The sequence below is a fragment of the Arthrobacter arnarulunnguaqae genome (genome assembly GCF_051262515.1).
Lineage (GTDB): Bacteria > Actinomycetota > Actinomycetes > Actinomycetales > Micrococcaceae > Arthrobacter_N.
Genome location: NZ_JBIMER010000001.1, coordinates 252,961 through 272,616 on the forward strand (window position 1 = coordinate 252,961; position 19,656 = coordinate 272,616).

General features: G+C 68.0%; 12 protein-coding genes and 1 tRNA gene. 9 read left to right on the forward strand and 4 right to left on the reverse strand.

All coding sequences use genetic code 11. The features are described 5' to 3' along the window. Positions 1-11: 11 nt before the first annotated feature. From gltB to pyk, 3 genes are read left to right on the forward strand one after another with little or no spacing between them, the layout of a single operon-like run. Complete coding sequence (gene gltB / locus ACHAAJ_RS01190) at positions 12-4,622, forward strand: glutamate synthase large subunit (RefSeq protein ID WP_435726021.1); 4,611 nt, start codon at positions 12-14, stop codon at positions 4,620-4,622. Continuing rightward, a complete protein-coding gene (locus tag ACHAAJ_RS01195; RefSeq protein WP_435726022.1) occupies positions 4,615-6,072 on the forward strand; it encodes a glutamate synthase subunit beta in 1,458 nt (485 codons plus the stop codon). The genes gltB and ACHAAJ_RS01195 overlap by 8 nt, the downstream gene beginning before the upstream one ends. 58 nt (positions 6,073-6,130) lie before the next feature. Beyond that, entirely contained in the window at positions 6,131-7,663 is a 1,533-nt protein-coding gene (pyk, locus tag ACHAAJ_RS01200; RefSeq protein ID WP_435726023.1) for a pyruvate kinase, read from the forward strand. Between the two features lie 122 nt (positions 7,664-7,785). Here pyk and ACHAAJ_RS01205 read toward each other — a convergent pair whose 3' ends face one another. Beyond that, positions 7,786-8,388: an ANTAR domain-containing response regulator gene (locus ACHAAJ_RS01205; protein WP_435726024.1), complete on the reverse strand. Its 603-nt coding sequence runs from the start codon at positions 8,386-8,388 to the stop codon at positions 7,786-7,788. Between the two features lie 163 nt (positions 8,389-8,551). On the opposite strand from ACHAAJ_RS01205, the gene ACHAAJ_RS01210 reads away from it, so the two are divergent. Both ACHAAJ_RS01210 and ACHAAJ_RS01215 read left to right on the forward strand, forming a co-directional pair. Beyond that, a tRNA-Leu gene (locus tag ACHAAJ_RS01210) sits at positions 8,552-8,632 on the forward strand. A 67-nt stretch (positions 8,633-8,699) separates the two neighbouring features. After that, positions 8,700-9,260 carry a dihydrofolate reductase family protein gene (locus tag ACHAAJ_RS01215; protein ID WP_435726025.1) on the forward strand — a complete coding sequence of 187 codons (561 nt, stop codon included), beginning with the start codon at positions 8,700-8,702 and terminating at the stop codon, positions 9,258-9,260. On the opposite strand, the gene arfB is transcribed toward ACHAAJ_RS01215, so the two are convergent. Continuing rightward, positions 9,257-9,679, reverse strand: coding sequence for an alternative ribosome rescue aminoacyl-tRNA hydrolase ArfB (gene arfB / locus ACHAAJ_RS01220; RefSeq protein ID WP_435726026.1), 423 nt, complete (start codon positions 9,677-9,679; stop codon positions 9,257-9,259). The two genes, ACHAAJ_RS01215 and arfB, sit on opposite strands and share 4 nt — an antisense overlap. A gap of 357 nt (positions 9,680-10,036) precedes the next feature. On the opposite strand from arfB, the gene ACHAAJ_RS01225 reads away from it, so the two are divergent. After that, positions 10,037-12,190 (forward strand): bifunctional polysaccharide deacetylase/glycosyltransferase family 2 protein, encoded by a 2,154-nt coding sequence (locus ACHAAJ_RS01225; protein ID WP_435726027.1) that lies wholly within the window; start codon positions 10,037-10,039, stop codon positions 12,188-12,190. Here the strand turns inward: ACHAAJ_RS01225 and ACHAAJ_RS01230 are convergent. Further along, positions 12,187-12,666: a hotdog fold thioesterase gene (locus tag ACHAAJ_RS01230; RefSeq protein ID WP_435726028.1), complete on the reverse strand. Its 480-nt coding sequence runs from the start codon at positions 12,664-12,666 to the stop codon at positions 12,187-12,189. The two genes, ACHAAJ_RS01225 and ACHAAJ_RS01230, sit on opposite strands and share 4 nt — an antisense overlap. Positions 12,667-12,751: 85 nt before the next feature. Between ACHAAJ_RS01230 and polA the strand changes: the two genes are divergently transcribed. The 3 genes from polA (at position 12,752) to rpsA (ending at position 18,371) form a co-directional block, all read left to right on the forward strand. After that, positions 12,752-15,385 carry a DNA polymerase I gene (polA, locus tag ACHAAJ_RS01235; protein WP_435726223.1) on the forward strand — a complete coding sequence of 878 codons (2,634 nt, stop codon included), beginning with the start codon at positions 12,752-12,754 and terminating at the stop codon, positions 15,383-15,385. Positions 15,386-15,401: 16 nt separating this feature from the next. Beyond that, entirely contained in the window at positions 15,402-16,679 is a 1,278-nt protein-coding gene (locus ACHAAJ_RS01240; RefSeq protein WP_435726029.1) for a GNAT family N-acetyltransferase, read from the forward strand. A gap of 225 nt (positions 16,680-16,904) precedes the next feature. Next, entirely contained in the window at positions 16,905-18,371 is a 1,467-nt protein-coding gene (rpsA, locus tag ACHAAJ_RS01245) for a 30S ribosomal protein S1 (protein ID WP_435726030.1), read from the forward strand. A gap of 122 nt (positions 18,372-18,493) precedes the next feature. Here rpsA and ACHAAJ_RS01250 read toward each other — a convergent pair whose 3' ends face one another. Beyond that, complete coding sequence (locus tag ACHAAJ_RS01250; protein WP_435726031.1) at positions 18,494-19,648, reverse strand: class I SAM-dependent methyltransferase; 1,155 nt, start codon at positions 19,646-19,648, stop codon at positions 18,494-18,496. Positions 19,649-19,656: the final 8 nt, after the last annotated feature.

Genomic DNA, 19,656 nt, shown 5'->3' on the forward strand with positions numbered 1-19,656 from the left:
GAAAGGACAACATGAAACTGACCGGAGATCAGCCGCGCGCACAGCGCCCTCTGGACGGGGTCGCCACGTCGCCCTTCACCAGCTTTGCCAACATCCCCGAGGCCACGGGCCTCTACAACCCGGAGAACGAGAAGGACGCGTGCGGCCTGGCCGTTATCGCCACCCTTCGGGGGGAGCCGGGCCACGACATCGTCGATGCGGCGCTGACGGCCCTGCGCAACCTCGAGCACCGCGGCGCCGTCGGCGCCGACGAAGGCACGGGCGACGGCGCGGGACTGCTCACCCAGGTTCCCGACGAGTTCTTCCGCGCGGTCGTGGACTTTGACCTGCCTCCGGCGGGTTCCTACGTCGTCGGTACGGCCTTCCTGCCGGACGAGGCGACCATCGAGGCCACGGCCCGCGAAGGCATCGAGGAACTGGCCGCGCAGGAGTCCCTCGCCGTGCTCGGCTGGCGCGAGGTGCCGGTCGAGGCGTCCATCGTCGGCGCCATGGCGCGCGCCTGCATGCCCCGGTTCGTTCAGCTCTTCCTGGCGCCCGCCGAGGGAACCGCGACTCCGGTGGAGGACCTGGACGCCCGGGCCTTCCGGTTGCGCAAACGGTCGCAGAACAAGCACGGCGTGTATTTCCCCTCGCTGTCGTCGAAGACGATCGTCTACAAGGGCATGCTGACCACGGCCCAGCTGGAGCCGTTCTATCCGGACCTGTCCGACGCGCGTTTCAAAACCCGTCTCGGCATCGTCCACTCGCGTTTCTCCACCAACACGTTCCCCTCGTGGCCGCTGGCTCAGCCTTTCCGCACCATCGCGCACAACGGTGAGATCAACACCGTCAAGGGCAACCGCAACTGGATGCGCGCCCGCCAGTCCCAGCTCGCCGGCGACGTGCTGGGCGAAGTGCCCGAGGAGCTTTTCCCGATCTGCACGCCGGGCGCCTCCGACTCGGCGTCGTTCGACGAGGTCGCCGAACTCCTGATGATCTCCGGGCGCCCCATCACGCAGGCCATCATGATGATGATCCCCGAGGCGTGGGAGAACCACACCTCGATGGACCCGGACCGCCGGGCCTTCTACCAGTACCACTCGATGCTCATGGAGCCGTGGGACGGACCGGCCGCCGTGTCGTTCACCGACGGCAACCTCGTCGGCGCCGTCCTGGACCGCAACGGCCTGCGGCCGGCGCGCTACTGGGTCACCGACGACGGCCTGGTTGTCCTCGCCTCCGAGGTCGGCGTCGTGGATATCGCGCCGGAGAAGATCGTCCGCAAGGGCCGCGTCTCGCCGGGGAAGATGTTCCTGGTCGACACCGAGGCCGGACGCATCATCGAAGACAGCGAGGTCAAGGCCGAGGTCGCCGCGGCCAACCCGTGGAAGGAGTGGGTCGAGCAGAACGTCATCAAGCTCGAGGACCTGCCCGAACGCGAACACGTCGTGCACACCCCCGCCTCCGTCGCGCTGCGCCAGCGCACCTTCGGCTACACGAACGAGGAACTCTCGATCCTTCTGGCGCCCATGGCCAAGACCGGGGCGGAGCCCCTCGGCGCCATGGGGTCGGACACCCCGATCGCCGTCCTCTCCAAGCGGCCCCGGCTGTTGTTCGACTACTTCGCGCAGTCGTTCGCCCAGGTCACCAACCCGCCGCTCGACGCCATCCGCGAGGAACTGGTCACCAGCATGCACGGTTCGATCGGACCGGACGGGAACCTGTTGGACACCGGCCAGGTCACGGCCCGGCAGATCGCCCTCACGTTCCCGGTCGTCACCAACGACGAGCTGGCGAAGATCACCAACCTCCGCGACGACAAGGGGACCAAGGTGTCCCTCAAGGTCCGTGGCCTGTACCGCCCGGAGGGAGGGGAGAAGGAACTGCGGCAGCGCCTGCAGGAGATCTGTGAAAAGGTTTCCGCCGCGATCAACCGCGGTGTGAAGTTCGTGGTGCTTTCCGACCGCGACTCCAACGCCCAGTGGGCGCCTATCCCGTCGCTGCTGCTGCTCAGCGCCGTGCACCACCACCTGCTCAAGAGCGCCAACCGCACGAAGACGTCGCTCCTCGTGGAGACCGGCGACGTGCGCGAGGTGCACCACGTGGCGCTGCTGCTCGGCTACGGCGCCTCGGCCATCAACCCCTACCTGGCCCTGGAGTCGGTGGAGGAGATGGCGCTGCGCGGCGACCTCGGCGACACGACGCCGGAGACGGCGCACGCGAACATGATCAAGGGCCTCGGCAAGGGCGTCCTGAAGATCATGTCCAAGATGGGCATCTCCACGGTGTCCTCCTACTGCGGTGCCCAGACCTTCGAGGCGTTGGGCCTGTCCCAGCAGGTCGTCGACCAGTACTTCACGGGCACCCAGTCGCAGATGGGCGGCGTCGGACTCGACGTCATCGCCATGGAGGCGGCGGCCCGCCACGCCGCCGCGTATCCCGCCGACGGCAACGAGGAACCGCACCGGGTTCTGGAAACCGGCGGCGAATACCAGTGGCGCCGGGAGGGCCCGCCGCACCTGTTCAACCCGGAGACCGTTTTCCGGCTGCAGCACGCCACGCGCGAGCGCCGCTACGACATCTTCAAGTCCTACACGCGCGGCGTCGACGACCAGTCCCGGGACCTCATGACGCTCCGCGGTCTCCTCGGCTTCAAGGAGGGGGTCCGTCCCGCGGTCCCGCTGGACGAGGTGGAGCCGGTCTCCTCGATCGTCAAGCGGTTCTCCACCGGGGCCATGAGCTACGGCTCCATCTCGAAGGAATCTCACGAGACGCTGGCCATCGCGATGAACCGCCTGGGCGGCAAGTCGAACACCGGCGAGGGCGGCGAGGACGTCGACCGCCTGCTCGATCCGGAGCGCCGTTCGGCGGTCAAGCAGATCGCCTCCGGCCGTTTCGGCGTGACGAGCCTGTACCTGACCAACGCCGACGACATCCAGATCAAGATGGCCCAGGGCGCCAAACCGGGCGAGGGCGGCCAGCTGATGAGCCAGAAGGTGTACCCGTGGGTGGCGCGCACGCGCCATTCGACGCCGGGCGTCGGCCTCATCTCGCCGCCCCCGCACCACGACATCTACTCCATCGAGGACCTGGCGCAGCTGATCTACGACGCGAAGCGGGCCAATCCCCGGGCGCGCGTCCACGTCAAGCTCGTCTCCGAGATGGGCATCGGCACCGTGGCCGCCGGCGTGACCAAGGCCAAGGCCGACGTTGTGCTGGTCTCCGGGCACGACGGCGGCACGGGCGCCTCGCCGCTGAACTCGCTCAAGCACGCCGGCGCCCCCTGGGAGCTGGGACTGGCCGAGACGCAGCAGACGCTGATGCTCAACGGCCTGCGCGACCGCGTGGTCGTCCAGGTGGACGGCCAGCTCAAAACGGGGCGCGACGTCGTCATCGCCGCGTTGCTGGGTGCCGAGGAGTTCGGTTTCGCCACGGCGCCGCTGGTGGTGTCCGGCTGCATCATGATGCGCGTCTGCCACCTGGACACCTGCCCCGTCGGTGTGGCCACGCAGAACCCGGAACTGCGCTCGCGTTTCACGGGCAAGCCGGAGTTCGTGGTGAACTTCTTCGAGTTCCTCGCGGAGGAGGTCCGGGAGATCCTGGCCGAGCTCGGGTTCCGCACGATCGACGAGGCCATCGGCCACTCCGAGATGCTGGACAAGAAGCCGGCGATCGACCACTGGAAGACCGAGGGGCTCGACCTGGAGCCGATCCTCCAGGGCTTCGACGGCGACGGTTCCCCGGTGCGCAACATGGTGGGCCAGAACCACGAGCTGGAAAAGCACTTCGACAACCGCCTGATCGAGATGAGCGCGGATGCGCTGGAGAACCGCCAGCCGGTCCGCATCAGCCTCGACGTGGTCAATACCGACCGTTCGGTGGGCACGATGCTGGGCAACGCCGTCACCCGGACGTTCGGGACGGACACGCTGGCCACGGACACCATCGACGTGACGCTCGCGGGCCAGGCCGGCCAGTCGCTGGGGGCCTTCCTCCCGGAGGGCATCACCATCCGGCTGTTCGGCGACTCGAACGACTACGTCGGCAAGGGTCTCTCCGGCGGCCGGATCATCGTCCGGCCGGACCGCGCGAACTCGTTCGCCGCTGAGCGGAACGTCATCGCCGGCAACGTGATCGGCTACGGCGCGACGAGCGGGGAGATGTTCCTGCGCGGCATCGTGGGCGAGCGTTTCCTCGTGCGAAACTCCGGAGCCACGGCCGTGGCCGAGGGTATCGGCGACCACGGTTGCGAGTACATGACAGGGGGCACGGCGCTGGTTCTGGGCCCCACGGGGCGCAACTTCGGCGCCGGCATGTCCGGCGGGCAGGCGTACGTGCTGGATCTGGACCGCACACAGGTGAACCGCCAGGCGCTCGACGCCGGCGAACTGATCCTGCAGGCCGTTCCCGGCGACGACGTCGAAACGGTGCGCGCCCTGCTCGCGCGTCACGCGGAGGAAACGGGATCGACGCTGGCGGCGACGCTGCTGCTTGATTTCCAGGACACCGTCGCCCGCATCACGCAGATCATGCCGCGCGACTACGCCGCCGTGCTGCAAACCCGTGCCGCTGCCGAAGCGGAAGGACTCGACCCAGACGGCGAAGCCGTTTGGAACAGGATTTTGGAGGCAACCCGTGGCTGATCCGCGTGGATTCCTGAAAGTACGCGACCGCGTCACCCAGCCCCGGCGCCCCGTGCCGGTGCGCATCATGGACTACAAGGAGGTCTACGAGCGGCAGGAGTCGGGGGCCCTGAAGGAGCAGGCGGGACGATGCATGGATTGCGGCGTGCCGTTCTGCCATCAGGGGTGCCCGCTGGGCAACCTGATCCCGGAGTGGAACGACCAGGTCTGGAAGGGCCGCATGGGGGAGGCGAGCGAGCGACTTCACGCGACCAACAACTTCCCCGAGTTCACCGGACGGCTCTGCCCCGCTCCTTGTGAATCCTCCTGCGTGCTGGGCATCAACCAGCCGGCGGTCACCATCAAGCAGATCGAGGTCTCGATCGCCGACCAGGCGTTCGAGGACGGGGTCGTGGAACCGCTGCGGCCGCAACGGCACACGGACCAGACGATCGCGGTCGTCGGCTCCGGCCCGGCCGGCCTGGCCGCGGCCCAGCAGCTGACCCGCGCCGGCCACACGGTCGCCGTGTACGAGCGCGACGACGCCATCGGCGGGCTGCTGCGCTACGGGATCCCGGACTTCAAGATGGAAAAGACGGTTCTGGACCGCCGCCTCGAGCAGATGGAGGCCGAGGGAACGCGGTTCCGCACCAACGTCGAACTCGGCAAGGACATCTCCTGGGACCAGCTGCGGCGGCGCTACGACGCCGTCGTGGTCGCCACCGGCGCCACGGTGCCGCGCGACCTCCCGATCCCGGGCCGGGACCTCCAGGGCGTGCACTACGCCATGGACTACCTCGTGCAGTCCAACCGTGTCGTGTCCGGCCAGGAGGTCGAGGACCAGATCGACGCGCGCGGCAAGCACGTCGTCATCCTCGGTGGCGGTGACACCGGCGCGGACTGCATCGGCACCGCACACCGCCAGAAGGCCGCATCCGTGACGACGCTGGCCATCGGCCAGCAGCCGCCGACGGAACGGCCCGGGCACCAGCCCTGGCCGATGTTCCCCAACCTCTTCGAGGTCGCCAGCGCGCACGAGGAAGGCGGAGAGCGCACTTACCTCGCCTCTACGGTAGAGTTCGTTGGTGAGGACGGAAGTGTGACGGGCATCATGGTGGCCGAGACCGAATTCGTGGACGGAAAGCGAGTCCCGAAGGCCGGCACCGAACGTGTCATTCCCGCCGACCTCGTATTCCTGGCCCTCGGTTTCACCGGGCCCGAGCCCGCAGGGCTCGGCGAACAGGCCGGCACTGAGTTCGACAACCGGGGCAACGTCGCCCGTGACGGTTATTACATGACCAACACGCCCGGCGTGTTTGCGGCCGGCGATGCCGGCCGCGGACAGTCTCTGATCGTGTGGGCCATCGCGGAAGGGCGCGCCTGCGCCGCCGCGGTGGACAAGTATCTGATGGGTGAAACTCGTCTGCCGGCGCCCGTGGCGCCGACGGACCGGTCCATCGGCATGCTCTGACCGGGGCGCAGTCCTGCGTCCCGGACCCGGACAAAGGAAAGGCGGATAGGCTGACGCAATGAGACGCGCAAAAATTGTGGCGACATTCGGCCCGGCAATCGGCACGTACGAAAAGACTCTTCAGGTCATCAAGGCGGGAGTGGATGTCGCACGGCTCAACATGAGCCACGGCGAGTACTCCACCCACGCCGAGAACCTGGCCAACGTGAGGCAGGCCTCGGAGGAACTCGGACGCCCGGTCGGCGTGTTCGCCGACCTTCAGGGGCCGAAGATCCGCCTCGGCAGGTTCGCCGACGGGCCGCACACGCTCGCCGTGGGAGACCGGTTCACGGTGACCATCGACGACATCGAGGGCACCAAGGACATTTGCTCGACCACGTTCAAGGGCCTCCCGCAGGACGTGGCCGTGGGCGACCGGCTTCTGGTCAACGACGGACGGGTCGCCCTGCGCGCCGTCGAGGTCGATGAGCGGAACGTCGTGACCGAGGTGATCGTCGGCGGGGAGGTGTCCAACAACAAGGGCATCAACCTCCCCGGCGTGGCCGTCAACGTCCCCGCGCTGAGCGAAAAAGACGAGGACGACCTGCGTTGGGCGCTCCGCGCCGGCGTCGACATGATCGCGCTGTCCTTCGTCCGCAACGCCAGCGACATCACCCGGGTCCACGAGATCATGGACGAGGAGGGCCGGCGGCTGCCGGTCATCGCCAAGGTCGAGAAGCCGCAGGCGGTGGATGCGCTCGAGGAGATCATCGACGCTTTCGACGCCATTATGGTGGCCCGCGGCGACCTCGGCGTCGAACTGCCGCTGGAGGAGGTGCCGCTGGTCCAGAAGCGTGCCATCGAGCTCGCCAGGCGCTGGGCCAAGCCGGTCATCGTCGCCACACAGGTGCTCGAGTCCATGATCGAGAGTCCGACGCCGACACGCGCCGAGGCCTCGGACTGCGCCAACGCCGTCCTCGACGGGGCCGACGCGGTCATGCTCTCGGGCGAGACCAGCGTGGGCGCGTACCCGATCGAAACGGTGGAGACGATGGCCCGGATCATCGAGGCCACCGAGGACCACGGGTTGCAGCGGATACCGCCACTGGGAAGCCGCCCGAAGACCCGCGGTGGCGCCATCACGCGCGCCGCGGTCGCCATCGCGGACCAGCTGGACGCGAAGTTCATCGTCGCGTTCACGCAGTCCGGCGATTCCGCGCGGAGGCTCTCGCGGTTGCGGCCTAAGCAGCCGATCCTCGGGTTCACGCCGTTGAAGCACACCTACAACATCATGACGCTGTTCTGGGGCATCCAGCCCCGGTTGGTCGACTATGCCGACCACACGGACAAGATGACCGCGCAGGTCGACGAGGCGTTGCAGAAGGAGGGAATCGCGCAGATCAACGACTTGGTCTGCATCGCCGCCGGTTCCCCTCCGGGGCAGGCGGGTTCGACGAACTCGCTGCGCATCCACCGCGTGGGCGACATCGCCGATGCCGGTCAGCTCTACGACGGCCAGCAGACGCCGAACCGGGAGAAGGTCGGTCCCTGGAGGACCAAGGAGCAAGCCGTCGACGACATGGTCACGCGCATGCGGGGCGAGCAGCCCTAGCACGAACCACGGACCTCGGCACCCGAGGCCGGTGAACAAGGGAGGCGGACCCCGCGGGGTCCGCCTCCCTTGTGCCGTGCGCGGCCCCATCGCGCCGAGGATGGGGCAGGTGCCGGTCGGGCCTACTTGACCTGGTTGATGATAGTTTCGGCGACTTCGCGCATGCCCAGCCGCCGGTCCATCGACGTCTTCTGGATCCACCGGAAGGCCTCCGGCTCGGAGAGGCCCATCTTCGTCGTCAGGACGCTCTTGGCCCGTTCCACCAGCTTGCGCGTCTCGAACTGCTCCTGAAGGTCCCCGACCTCCTTCTCGAGGGCGACGAGCTGCTCGTGGCGGGACATCGCGATCTCGATGGCCGGGATGAGGTCGTTCGGCGTGAAGGGCTTGACGACGTACGCCATCGCGCCCGCCTCGCGCGCGCGCTCCACGAGTTCCTTCTGGCTGAATGCCGTGAGCAGCACGACCGGGGCGATGCGCTCCTTGACGATCGTTTCGGCGGCCGTGATGCCGTCCATCACCGGCATCTTGACGTCCATCAACACGAGGTCCGGGCGGTGCTCGCGCACCAGCTCGACGGCCTTCTCACCGTTGTCCGCCTCGGCGACGACTTCGTAGCCCTCGCCTTGGAGGATCTCCACGATATCGAGTCGGATCAGCGTCTCGTCCTCGGCCACCACAACGCGGCGCGCGGGGGCACCCGACGGCTCGGGGGTAATTTCCGTCATTGTTTTCTTGCTCCTGGCTGCCCGCGGTGTGTCCGGGCGTGGGTTGGAACGGATTCTGACTCCAGCCTATCGGCATGTAGAGTTGTTTTCCGCAACGCCTCCGCAGCGACCATGGCGCGCCGGTCCGTCAAAAGACCCGTGCATGGCCTATTCGGCGGCGCTGGCCCGAGTGGCGGAATGGCAGACGCACCGCACTCAAAATGCGGCGCCGCAAGGCGTGTGGGTTCAAGTCCCACCTCGGGCACAAGGGTATTGAGAACGGCCGTGCAGCCGGCCGTTGCCGGCGGGATATCCGCCCCTAGGATAGTCCCATGGCTCGCAACAGGTATTACGTGGCAGCATCGGCCGACGGCTACATTGCCGACGAGCGGGACTCGTTGGAATGGCTCTTCGACGTCGATTTCCCCACCCAGGATTCGGTGATAGCCGACTTCATGGCCGGCGTCGGGGCCTTGGCGATGGGTGCCGACACCTACAGCTGGATGCTGGCGAACGTTAAGGACGGTTGGCCGTACGCCGGGATCCCCACGTGGGTCTTCACGCACCGCGAATTGGCCGCTTTTCCCGGGGCGGACCTGACCTTCATCCGCGGAGACGTCGGCGAATGGGTGGGCGATATCGCCGAAGACGCGGGGGAGAAGGACGTCTGGGTGGTCGGCGGCGGATCGCTGGCGGGGCAGTTTGTGGACGCCGGACTGCTGGACGAGTTCATCCTCTTCAGCATGCCCGTCATCCTCGGCGGCGGACGGCCGCTGTTCGCCATGCGCGGTCAAGCGACGCTCGTGGAGACCTCGATGGTCGACCACGGGGGCGGCGTGCGCGAGACGCGGTACGACGTCGTCAAGCCCGCCCCCTCGGGCCGCACCTTCTAATCGCCCGGCGGGCGCCTGCGTTGGCGCTTGGTCGCCGAACGACGTTCCTTGGCGGCGAGACGGCGGAGATTGGAGCCCCTGGTCGGTTTCGTGGCGCGGCGGCGGGCCGGCCCGGGCGCAAGCCCCTCGGCCACCAGTTGGGCCAGCTTGGTTCTGGCGATCTCGCGGTTGCGCAGCTGGGAACGCTGTTCCGCGGCCGTCACCGTGATGGTGCCGTTGACGAGGCGACGCTCGAGGCGCGTCAACAGCAGGTGCCGTTGGCCGCTGCCCAACGCCGTGGATTCGGCGATGCTCCAAGAGAGTTCGACGCGGCTGTCGGAGGTATTCACGTGCTGTCCGCCCGGTCCGGATGAGCGCGAAAAGCGCCAGCTCAGTTCGGCGGCGGGAATCGTGAGTGCCGTCGTCACCTCGAGGTCCATGCCACCAGCGTTGCACGAGTTTCTCTGTGATGCTTTTGTTACATTGGCCGCTGTCGCCTAAAGTGGATCAGCGATGCCAGTTGCCACCGAAACGCCTGTCCGTGACGCCCCCACCCCACCGCATGGTCCGATCTTCGTCGACCCAACAGGTCGACGACTGCGAAGACTCAGGACGTTGGGGGTGATTGCGTTGGGACTTGTGGCGGCCTACGTGGTCCTTCTTCTGGTCGCATTCCTCGGCGGATCGACCGTCGCGGCGCCGGCGCTTCCGCGCGCGGCGGACGACGCGGTCGGACCCGCACCGACGGCACAGGCGGCCCCGACGGCTCGCGCGACCTCCATGGCGCCCACACGCCCGTGAATTCGGGACGCCGCGCCGCCCGTGCCAACGGAGTCGGGGCGCACTGGTTCCTCATGATGGCACTGGTGCTGACGCTCGGACTGGCACTGGCCGTGCAGGGGTACATGAACCACCTGTCCGGGATTGGCGCGCCCGTCCCTACGGCGGAAGCCAGCGCCGGGAGCGTCCCCCGGGCAGTCTTGGAGGGCGGACCCGTGGTGGATCCCCGCGGAAGCGGAGTTCGCACCGCGGACGCGTCCGCCGGCGACGTCGCGTTGACGTTCGATGACGGGCCGGATCCCTTGTGGACGCCCCGAATCCTCGACGTGCTGCGCGAACACGGGACCCACGCGACCTTCTTCGTGACGGGTACGGAGGCAATCCAGCACCCGGATCTGGTGCGACGCATGGCCGCCGAGGGGCATGAAATCGGCATTCAGACGCTGACGCACACCGATCTCGCGGGGTCTCCGCTCTGGAGGAGCCAACTCGAGATCCGGGGTGCCCAGAAGGTGGTTGCGGGGATCACGGGCAGCTCGCCGTCCCTGCTGCGGCCCCCGTATGTCTCCGACAACGCGTCCGTCACCGACGGCCAATGGTCCGCCATGCAGACGGCCGGGGACGAGGGGTACCTCACCGTCCTCAGCACGATCGACAGCGGGGACTGGCTGAGCCCCGGTCCGACGGCGATCGCCGACCAGATCACGGACTCCGGCAAAGGGGGACAGGTGGTCCTCCTGCACGACGGAGGCGGTCACAGGTCCCAGACCGTCGCCGCGCTCTCTTCGGTGCTGGCGGGACAACAGGAGTCGGGCCAACGCTTCACGACTGTTGGCGACTCGATCGGAGTTGAGAGCGAGGGGCCGGCGCCATTAGGGGACACCCTGGCCGGAAAGGCCCTTCTCTGGGGCGTTTGGTTCACCGATGCGGTGGTCACGGCCATCGCGTGGGCACTGGTCGTGGCGGGAGTGGTGACACTCGTGCGTGTCCTGCTCGTGGTCGGTGTTGCGGCCCGGCACAGCCGCGCCGTGCGGCACAACCGCGAAACCGAGATAGAGCGCGGCTGGTTCGAGCTGCCGCTTCGCGCCGAGGTGTTGGAACCGGTCACCGTGATCGTCCCCGCCTACAACGAGGCGGCGGGCATCGAGGCCGCGGTCAGGTCCATCGCCGCCTCGACGCATCCGGTGGAGATCATCGTCGTGGACGACGGATCCACCGACGGCACGGCCGGCGCCGTCGCCGATCTCCATTTGCCCGGCGTCCGTGTCATCCGGAAAGAGAACGGCGGCAAACCGTCCGCCTTGAACGCCGGCCTGGCCGCGGCCAGTTACGACCTCGTGGTCATGGTCGACGGCGACACCGTCTTCGAACCCGACACCGTCCACGTCCTGGTCCAGCGCTTCGCCGATCCGCGGGTGGGCGCGATCTCGGGAAACACCAAGGTCGCGAACCGGGGCGGCATCCTCGGCGCCTGGCAGCACATCGAATACGTCGTCGGCTTCAACCTCGACCGCCGCCTCTTCGATGTCGCCGAATGCATGCCGACCGTTCCCGGGGCGATCGGGGCCTTCCGCCGCGAAGCCCTGACCGGCGTCGGCGGGGTGAGCGCCGACACCCTCGCCGAGGACACCGACCTCACCATGGCGCTGTGCCGCGCCGGTTGGCGGGTGGTGTACGAGGACGCCGCACGGGCCTGGACGGAGGCGCCTGCCAGCATCGGCGCCCTTTGGAAACAACGCTACCGCTGGTGCTACGGCACCCTGCAGGCCATGTGGAAGCATCGTGGCGCCGTGTTGCAGCGCGGCGCGTCCGGCAAGCTGGGCCGGAGGGGCCTCGGGTACCTGCTGGTGCTTCAGGTGCTGCTTCCGTTGTTCGCTCCCGTTGTCGACGTCTTCGCCATCTACGGTCTGGTTTTCCTGGATCCGCTCCGGATTGCCGCCCTGTGGATCGGATTCCTCCTGGTCCAGTTCGCCATGGCGGCCTATGCGTTCCGGCTTGACCGCGAGCCGCTTCGGCCGCTGTGGACGCTCCCGCTCCAGCAATTCGTCTACCGGCAACTCATGTACCTCGTGGTGATCCAGTCGGTGGTCACCGCGCTGGCCGGGGTCCGGCTGCGGTGGCACCGGATGGAGAGGTACGGCAGCCTGCGTGTCCCGGCCGGCGAAGGCTAGCGCGCGTCCAACAGCATGTTGGTGATGCGCGACGTGCACACGCGCTTGCCGTTCGTTTCGGTAATGACGATCTCGTGGGTGGTGATGGTCCGTCCCAGGTGGATCGGCGTGCAGACGCCCGTCACCAAGCCGGAGATGCCCGGCCTGTGGTGGGTCGCGGAGATGTCGACGCCGACCGGCCGCCTGTCGTCGCCGCCGTGCAGGGCGGCGGCGAAGGAACCCAGCGTCTCCGCCAAGGCAACGCTGGCACCGCCATGCAGGATCCCCGCCACCTGCTGGTTGCCCTCGATCGGCATGGTGGCGACGACGCGCCCGACGGCGAGTTCGGTGAACACGATCCCGAGCTTCTGAACCAGCGTTCCGACACCGTGCGCCGCGAACCGAGCGTGTATCTCCGCCGGCACCCCATGCGCCGTGAGCTGGCTTTCAAAGGGGTTGGCCGGGGCAGGGTGCGCGCCTGTGAAATTGTCCGTCATGGCAACTAGGCTGGCACCCGTGAGCCAATCAACCAAAACCGAGGACCCCCGCGCGCAACGCCTCCTTGTCATCGATGGTCATTCCATGGCCTTCCGGGCCTTCTACGCCCTCCCCGCCGAGAACTTCGCGACGGACACGGGCCAGCACACCAACGCGGTCTATGGTTTCGTTTCGATGCTCATCCGGATGATCCAAGACCAGTCGCCGACGCACGTCGGAGTGGCCTTCGACCTGGATACCCCCACGTTCCGCTCCGAGCAGTACACGGAGTACAAAGCGGGCCGGAACAAGACCCCCGAGGAGTTCCACGGGCAGATCGACCTCATCCAGAAGGTGATGGAGGCGATGAACATCCCGACCATCACGTCCGACGGGTACGAGGCGGACGACATCATCGCGACGCTGGCCCGGCGCGGGGAAACCGCCGGGTGGGAGGTCGTCGTCGTCTCGGGCGACCGGGACGCCTTCCAGCTCATCACCGAGAAGACCACGGTGCTCTACCCGAAGAAGGGCGTTTCGGACATACCGCCCATGGACGGCGACGCCGTCGAGGCCAAGTACTTCGTCCGTCCGGAACGCTACTCGGACCTGGCCGCGCTGGTGGGGGAGACCGCGGACAATCTGCCGGGCGTTCCCGGAGTCGGGCCCAAGACCGCCGCCAAGTGGATCAACCAATACGGCGGTCTCGAGGGCATCATCGAGAACCTCGCGGACATCAAGGGCAAGGCGGGGGAGTCGCTGCGCGAGCACCTCGAGAACGTCAAGCGCAACCGCCGCCTCAACCACCTCCTGCGCGAACTGGACCTGCCCGTCACGCTGGAGGCCCTGGAACTCGACCGCCCCAACCGGGAGGCCATCGAGGAGCTCTTCGACGCGCTGCAGTTCAACACGCTGCGCAAGCGCCTCTTCGACCTGTTCGGCGAAGACGAGGCGGAGCACGAGGACGAGGCCGAGGTGCCGGAACCGACGATGCTGGACACCCCCAAGGCGGTCGACTCGTGGTTCTCCCGCAACGGCGCCCACACCCTCGGCGTCCATCTGGCGACCGTGGCCACGACGCCGGGCGGCGCCGACGCCGTCGGAATCGCCTTCGCCTCCGACGACGCCACGGCGTACGCCGACTTGGAGCTAGCGGACGCCGAAACGGAGTCGGCCCTGGCCAGGGTGCTGTCGTCCGACGACTACAAGAAGGCACTCCACGATTTCAAGGCCGGGTACAAGCTACTCCTCGAGCGCGGGATCGAACTCAACGGGGTCGTGGACGACACCATGATTTCCGCGTACCTGATTCAACCCGACCGACGCAGCCACGATCTCGCGGACATCGCCCAGTACCACCTGCGGATCGCACTCGATGCCACCCAGCCCGCCGACAGCGGCCAGCTCTCGCTCGAATTGGGGGATTCGGGGGCGGCTTTGCCCGCCGCACGCGCCGCACACGTGATCCGCACGCTGAGCGTCTACCTCGCGGGCCAGGTGCTGGAGCGGGGAGCCGCCACGCTGTTGGGCGACATGGAGTTGCCGCTGTCGTCCGTGCTGGCGCACATGGAGCGCACGGGGATCGCCATCGACACCGGCAAGCTGGACGACCTGCTGGCGGATTTCACCACGACCATCGACAGTGCCACGGCCGCGGCCTACGAGGCCATCGGGCATGAGGTGAACCTGGGTTCCCCGAAGCAGCTCCAGGTGGTGCTCTTCGAGGAGCTGGACCTTCCCAAGACGAAGAAGATCAAGACGGGCTACACGACGGACGCGGATTCCCTCGCGGACCTGCTGGCCAAGACCCAACACGGGTTCCTCGCGGCCCTCATGGCATACCGCGACGCCTCCAAGCTGCGACAGACCGTCGAGGGCCTGCGCAGGGCAGTGGCCGAAGACGGACGGATCCACACCACGTACGCCCAGACGGTGGCGGCCACCGGCCGGCTGTCCTCCCTGAACCCGAACCTGCAGAACATCCCCGTCCGCAGCGAGGCCGGACGGCGCATCCGCGAGGTGTTCGTCGTCGGGGACGGCTTCGAGACGCTCCTGACAGCCGACTACTCGCAGATCGAGATGCGCATCATGGCGCACCTCTCGGGGGACGAGGCGCTGATCCAGGCCTTCCGGGAGGGCGAGGACCTGCACCGGTTCGTCGGCGCGCAGGTCTTCGGCGTCGATCCAGGGGACGTGAGCGGCGAGATGCGCTCCAAGGTCAAGGCCATGTCGTACGGTCTGGCCTACGGGCTCAGTTCCTTCGGTCTCTCCAAGCAGCTGAACATCCCGGTCGACGAGGCCCGGATGCTGATGAAGAACTACTTCACGCGTTTCGGAGCCGTGCGCGACTACCTGCGCTCCGTCGTCGACCAGGCGCGGATCGATGGATTCACCTCAACCATCGAGGGGCGTCGCCGCTACCTTCCCGACTTGTCGAGTGACAACCGGCAACTCCGCGACATGGCCGAGCGCGCAGCCCTCAATGCCCCCATCCAGGGGTCCGCCGCGGACATCATCAAGCGGGCCATGCTGGGCGTGGAGGCGGGGCTGCGCGAGGGTGACATGAAATCGCGCATGCTGCTGCAGGTCCACGACGAACTTGTGCTGGAGGTCGCCCACGGCGAACTCGATGCCGTGGGTGCGATGGTGCGCGAGCGCATGGGGGCCGCCGCCAGCTTGTCCGTCCCGTTGGACGTGTCCGTCGGAATCGGCGCAGACTGGCACCAGGCCGGCCACTAACTCGAAGGAGATCGGCATGAGGATCGAGCGTTTTCCGCCCGGCGTTGACGGCGACAAGCCCGACGCCCGAACGCTTGGATGGTTCGGGGCCGTCGATTTCGGCTTCCTCGATTCAGGCATGGAACCCGCGCACACCGCGGCATTTGCGCGCTCCTACATCCAAGACGGTCGAACGCTGTGGGGAGCCTACGACGACGAGACGCGTCCCGGCGTCTGGGACCCCAGTGTCCCGGTCGCGACCTACGCCACCCTCGCCAACGACCTGAATGTGGGCGGCGGGCGCATGCTGCCCACGCATCAGATCACGGCCGTGACGGTCAGGGCCACGCACCGCCGGCGGGGCATTCTGCGCCGGATGATGACGGAGGATCTCCGCTGGGCGGCCGCCAACGGCCGCGCGATGGCCGCGCTGACCGCCTCCGAGGCCACGATCTACGGCCGTTTCGGGTTCGGCGCGGCCACCTTCGCCCGCGAGGTGGAGGTGGATGTCCGCGAGCGGTTCGGACTCCGCGCCCACGCCACGGGGACCGTGGAGGTCGCCGAGCCCGGGACCCTCCGCGAACTCGCACCCGAGGTCTTCTCCCGATTCCACGCCCGGACCACCGGCTCCGTGGGACGCCAGAGCGCCTACGCCATGAGAGTGTCCGGAACGTGGGGCCGCGACAAGCCGGAGCTGGACCGGGGGTTGCGCGCGGCCGTGTACTACGCGGATGGGGGCGCCGCCGACGGCTACGTCAGCTACCGTTTCGCCGGCTGGGACAAGGAGCCGCGCACGCTGGAGGTCGCCGACCTCGTCGCCGCGACCGACGATGCCTACCGGGAACTCTGGCGGTACCTGGCCTCTGTGGACCTGGTGGAGCGCGTCGTGTTCAGCGCGGCGGCGGAGGACGATCCGCTGCCATGGTCCATGGCGGACAGCCGCGGATATGCCGTGAAGGGGGCGGAGGACGTGCTGTGGCTGCGGGTGCTGGATCCGGTCGCCGCCCTGGCGGCGCGCTCCTGGCCGACGGACGGCACCTGCGCGCTGGAGGTTCTCGACCCGCTCGATATCGCCTCGGGACGGATTCGTGTCGCCGCCGAAGGTGGCCGGGCCACCGTGGAACGGCTGGACGCGGACGCGCCCGTCGACGCCGTGGTTCCCGTCGACGTGCTCGGCTCGCTGTTTCTGGGCGGTGTCTCCGCCGCGACCCTCGCCGCCGCGGGACGGCTTCCCGGCGCCTCGGAGGCGTCCGTGGAACTGATCGACCGCATGTTCGCAATGGGCGCGCCGCCGTACTGCATCACACATTTCTAGTGCCGGTTCGAGTGGCGGGCGCCGGGAACGACCGCCGTCGGGCGAACTCCCGCGACGGCGACCGGCGTCCTTTGACCGCCGTTGCCGTAAGCGGCTAGACTGGTCGGGCATGTCCTGCGCGCTGTCGCGCGCGGAAATCGTGCGTTGAATCCAATATTTCGGAATATGCCGGGACTTCCGGCTGCCCGACCCATCAGAGACTATCCACATCGGAGCCCCTACTACATGACCATCACCTCCAACGAGAAGACTGGTACCCCGCAGGTCGCCATCAACGACATCGGTACCGCTGAAGACTTCCTCGCAGCCGTCGACGCCACCATCAAGTACTTCAACGATGGGGACCTCGTCGAGGGCGTCGTCGTCAAGGTCGACCGCGATGAAGTTCTGCTCGACATCGGTTACAAGACCGAGGGTGTCATTCCTTCCCGCGAGCTTTCCATCAAGCACGACGTCGACCCGGGCGAAGTCGTCGCCGTCGGTGACAACGTCGAGGCTCTCGTCCTCACCAAGGAGGACAAGGAAGGCCGCCTGATCCTCTCCAAGAAGCGCGCTCAGTACGAGCGAGCCTGGGGCGACATCGAAAAGATCAAGGAAGAGGACGGCGTCGTCACCGGCACCGTCATCGAGGTGGTCAAGGGCGGCCTCATCCTCGACATCGGCCTGCGCGGCTTCCTGCCCGCGTCCCTCGTCGAGATGCGCCGCGTGCGCGATCTGGCCCCGTACATCGGCCAGCAGATCGAAGCGAAGATCATCGAGCTGGACAAGAACCGCAACAACGTGGTCCTTTCCCGCCGCGCATGGCTCGAGCAGACCCAGTCCGAGGTTCGCTCCACGTTCCTCAACAAGTTGGAAAAGGGCCAGGTCCGTCCCGGCGTCGTTTCCTCCATCGTCAACTTCGGTGCCTTCGTGGACCTGGGCGGCGTCGACGGCCTGGTGCACGTTTCCGAGCTGTCCTGGAAGCACATCGACCACCCGAACGAGGTTGTCGAGGTCGGCCAGGAAGTCACCGTCGAGGTTCTCGAGGTGGACCTGGACCGCGAGCGCGTCTCGCTGTCCCTCAAGGCGACGCAGGAGGATCCGTGGCAGACCTTCGCCCGCACGCACGCACTGGGCCAGGTTGTCCCGGGTAAGGTCACCAAGCTGGTTCCGTTCGGCGCGTTCGTCCGCGTCGAGGACGGCATCGAGGGCCTCGTGCACATCTCGGAGCTGGCCGTGCGCCACGTCGAGCTGGCCGAGCAGGTTGTCTCCGTGGGCGACGAGCTGTTCGTCAAGGTCATCGACATCGACCTCGAGCGCCGCCGCATCAGCCTGTCGCTGAAGCAGGCCAACGACGGTGTCGATCCCGAGGGTTCCGAATTCGATCCGGCTCTCTACGGCATGGCCGCGGAGTACGACGAAGAGGGCAACTACAAGTACCCCGAGGGCTTCGATCCGGAGACCAACGAGTGGCTCGAGGGCTTCGAGTCCCAGCGCGCCGTTTGGGAGCAGCAGTACGCCGACGCCCAGACCCGCTGGGAAGCGCACAAGAAGCAGGTCGCGCAGCACGCCGCCGAGGACGTTGCGGCCACCGAGGGTGGCGGCGAGTCCGCTTCGACCAGCTACTCCTCCGAGGTTCCGGCCGAGGACGCCGGCACGCTGGCTTCCGACGAGGCTCTCGCCGCACTGCGCGAGAAGCTCACCGGCGCCTAGGCAGTCCGCGTCAGACGGCGCCCGCGCCGCCTGACGTAACACGAACGAGGGCCCCCACGCCGAAAGGCGAGGGGGCCCTCGTTCGTTGCCGGCAGATCGTCGGGGGAGACGCGGTGGAGCGGCTAGGCCTGCGGCCGCGTGGAAACCGTGACCGTGAACTTGGGGTTCCGGGCCACTTGCCGCGTGGGGCCGACGAGTCTCTGCAGGTGCGGGCGGTAGGCCAGGGGAGAATTCCACACGCACCAGAGTTCGCCGCCGGGGGCCAGCACCCGGCCGGCTTCGGCGATCAGCTTCAGAGCGATCCCCGCATGGACCGTGTTCCCCATGTGGAAGGGCGGATTCAGCACGACCAGCTGTTCGGAGCCGTCCGCCAGCGCCGACAGCCCGTCGTCGCGCACCGCCTCGACCCGGTTCGAGACGCCGTTTGCCGCCGCCGTCGCCGCGGTGGAGGCGACCGCCGAGGCCGACTGGTCGCAGGCCAGCACCCGCAGGTCGGGCCGGGCAAGGGCCAGATAGCCGGCGATGGTGCCGTTCCCGCAGCCCAGGTCCACGGCCCGTTGCGCGGGTCGGGCGCCCGCAAGCAGGGGAAGCAGCAATCGCGTGCCCGGATCGAGCTTGGCGCCGCCGAAGGTGGCCGCAAAGGCGCACAGCGTCAGCGGCGCGGGCAGCCCGACGTCGTGGGCCGCTGTCAGCGGGAAGCGGTCGGCGGGACGTTCGGTGGCGGGCCGGGGCGACGCGGCGGTGAGCACCCGGGCCTTCTGCCGGGCAAGTCCAGCCGAGACGGACGCGAAATGCCGTCCGAGCACGTCGTTCATGGCGCGGGTCATGTGCTTGACCCGGCCTCCGGCGAGCAGCACGACGCCGGGGTCCGCGTGGGCGGCAACCATCCCGGCGAACTCCTCGAGGGCGTCCAGCGAGCGCGGCAGCTGAAGGACGACGAGCGTGGCTCCGGCAAGCAGTGCCGGACCCAGCGCCTCTTGGCGGTACGCATCGGCGGGCAGGCCGGGCAGCAACCGGTCCGCGTTCGCCGCGAGTGCGCGGACCCCGGAGAGCCCGTCCTGGTGGACGCGCATACCGTGTGCGCCCAGTGCGGCGGCCCCCAATACCAGCGCGCCGTAGTGGTCGTTGAGGACCACGACCTTTCCCGGGGCTGCCAGCCGCCCGGTTTCGGCGGCGGTGTGCAGCAGCAGGCGGTCCGCCGCGTCGTGCGCCTGTAGGTTTTCGGCCTCGGCGTCGGGCCAGCGGCGCAGCGCCGTGAAATCAAGGCCGGCAGGCATCGGATCAT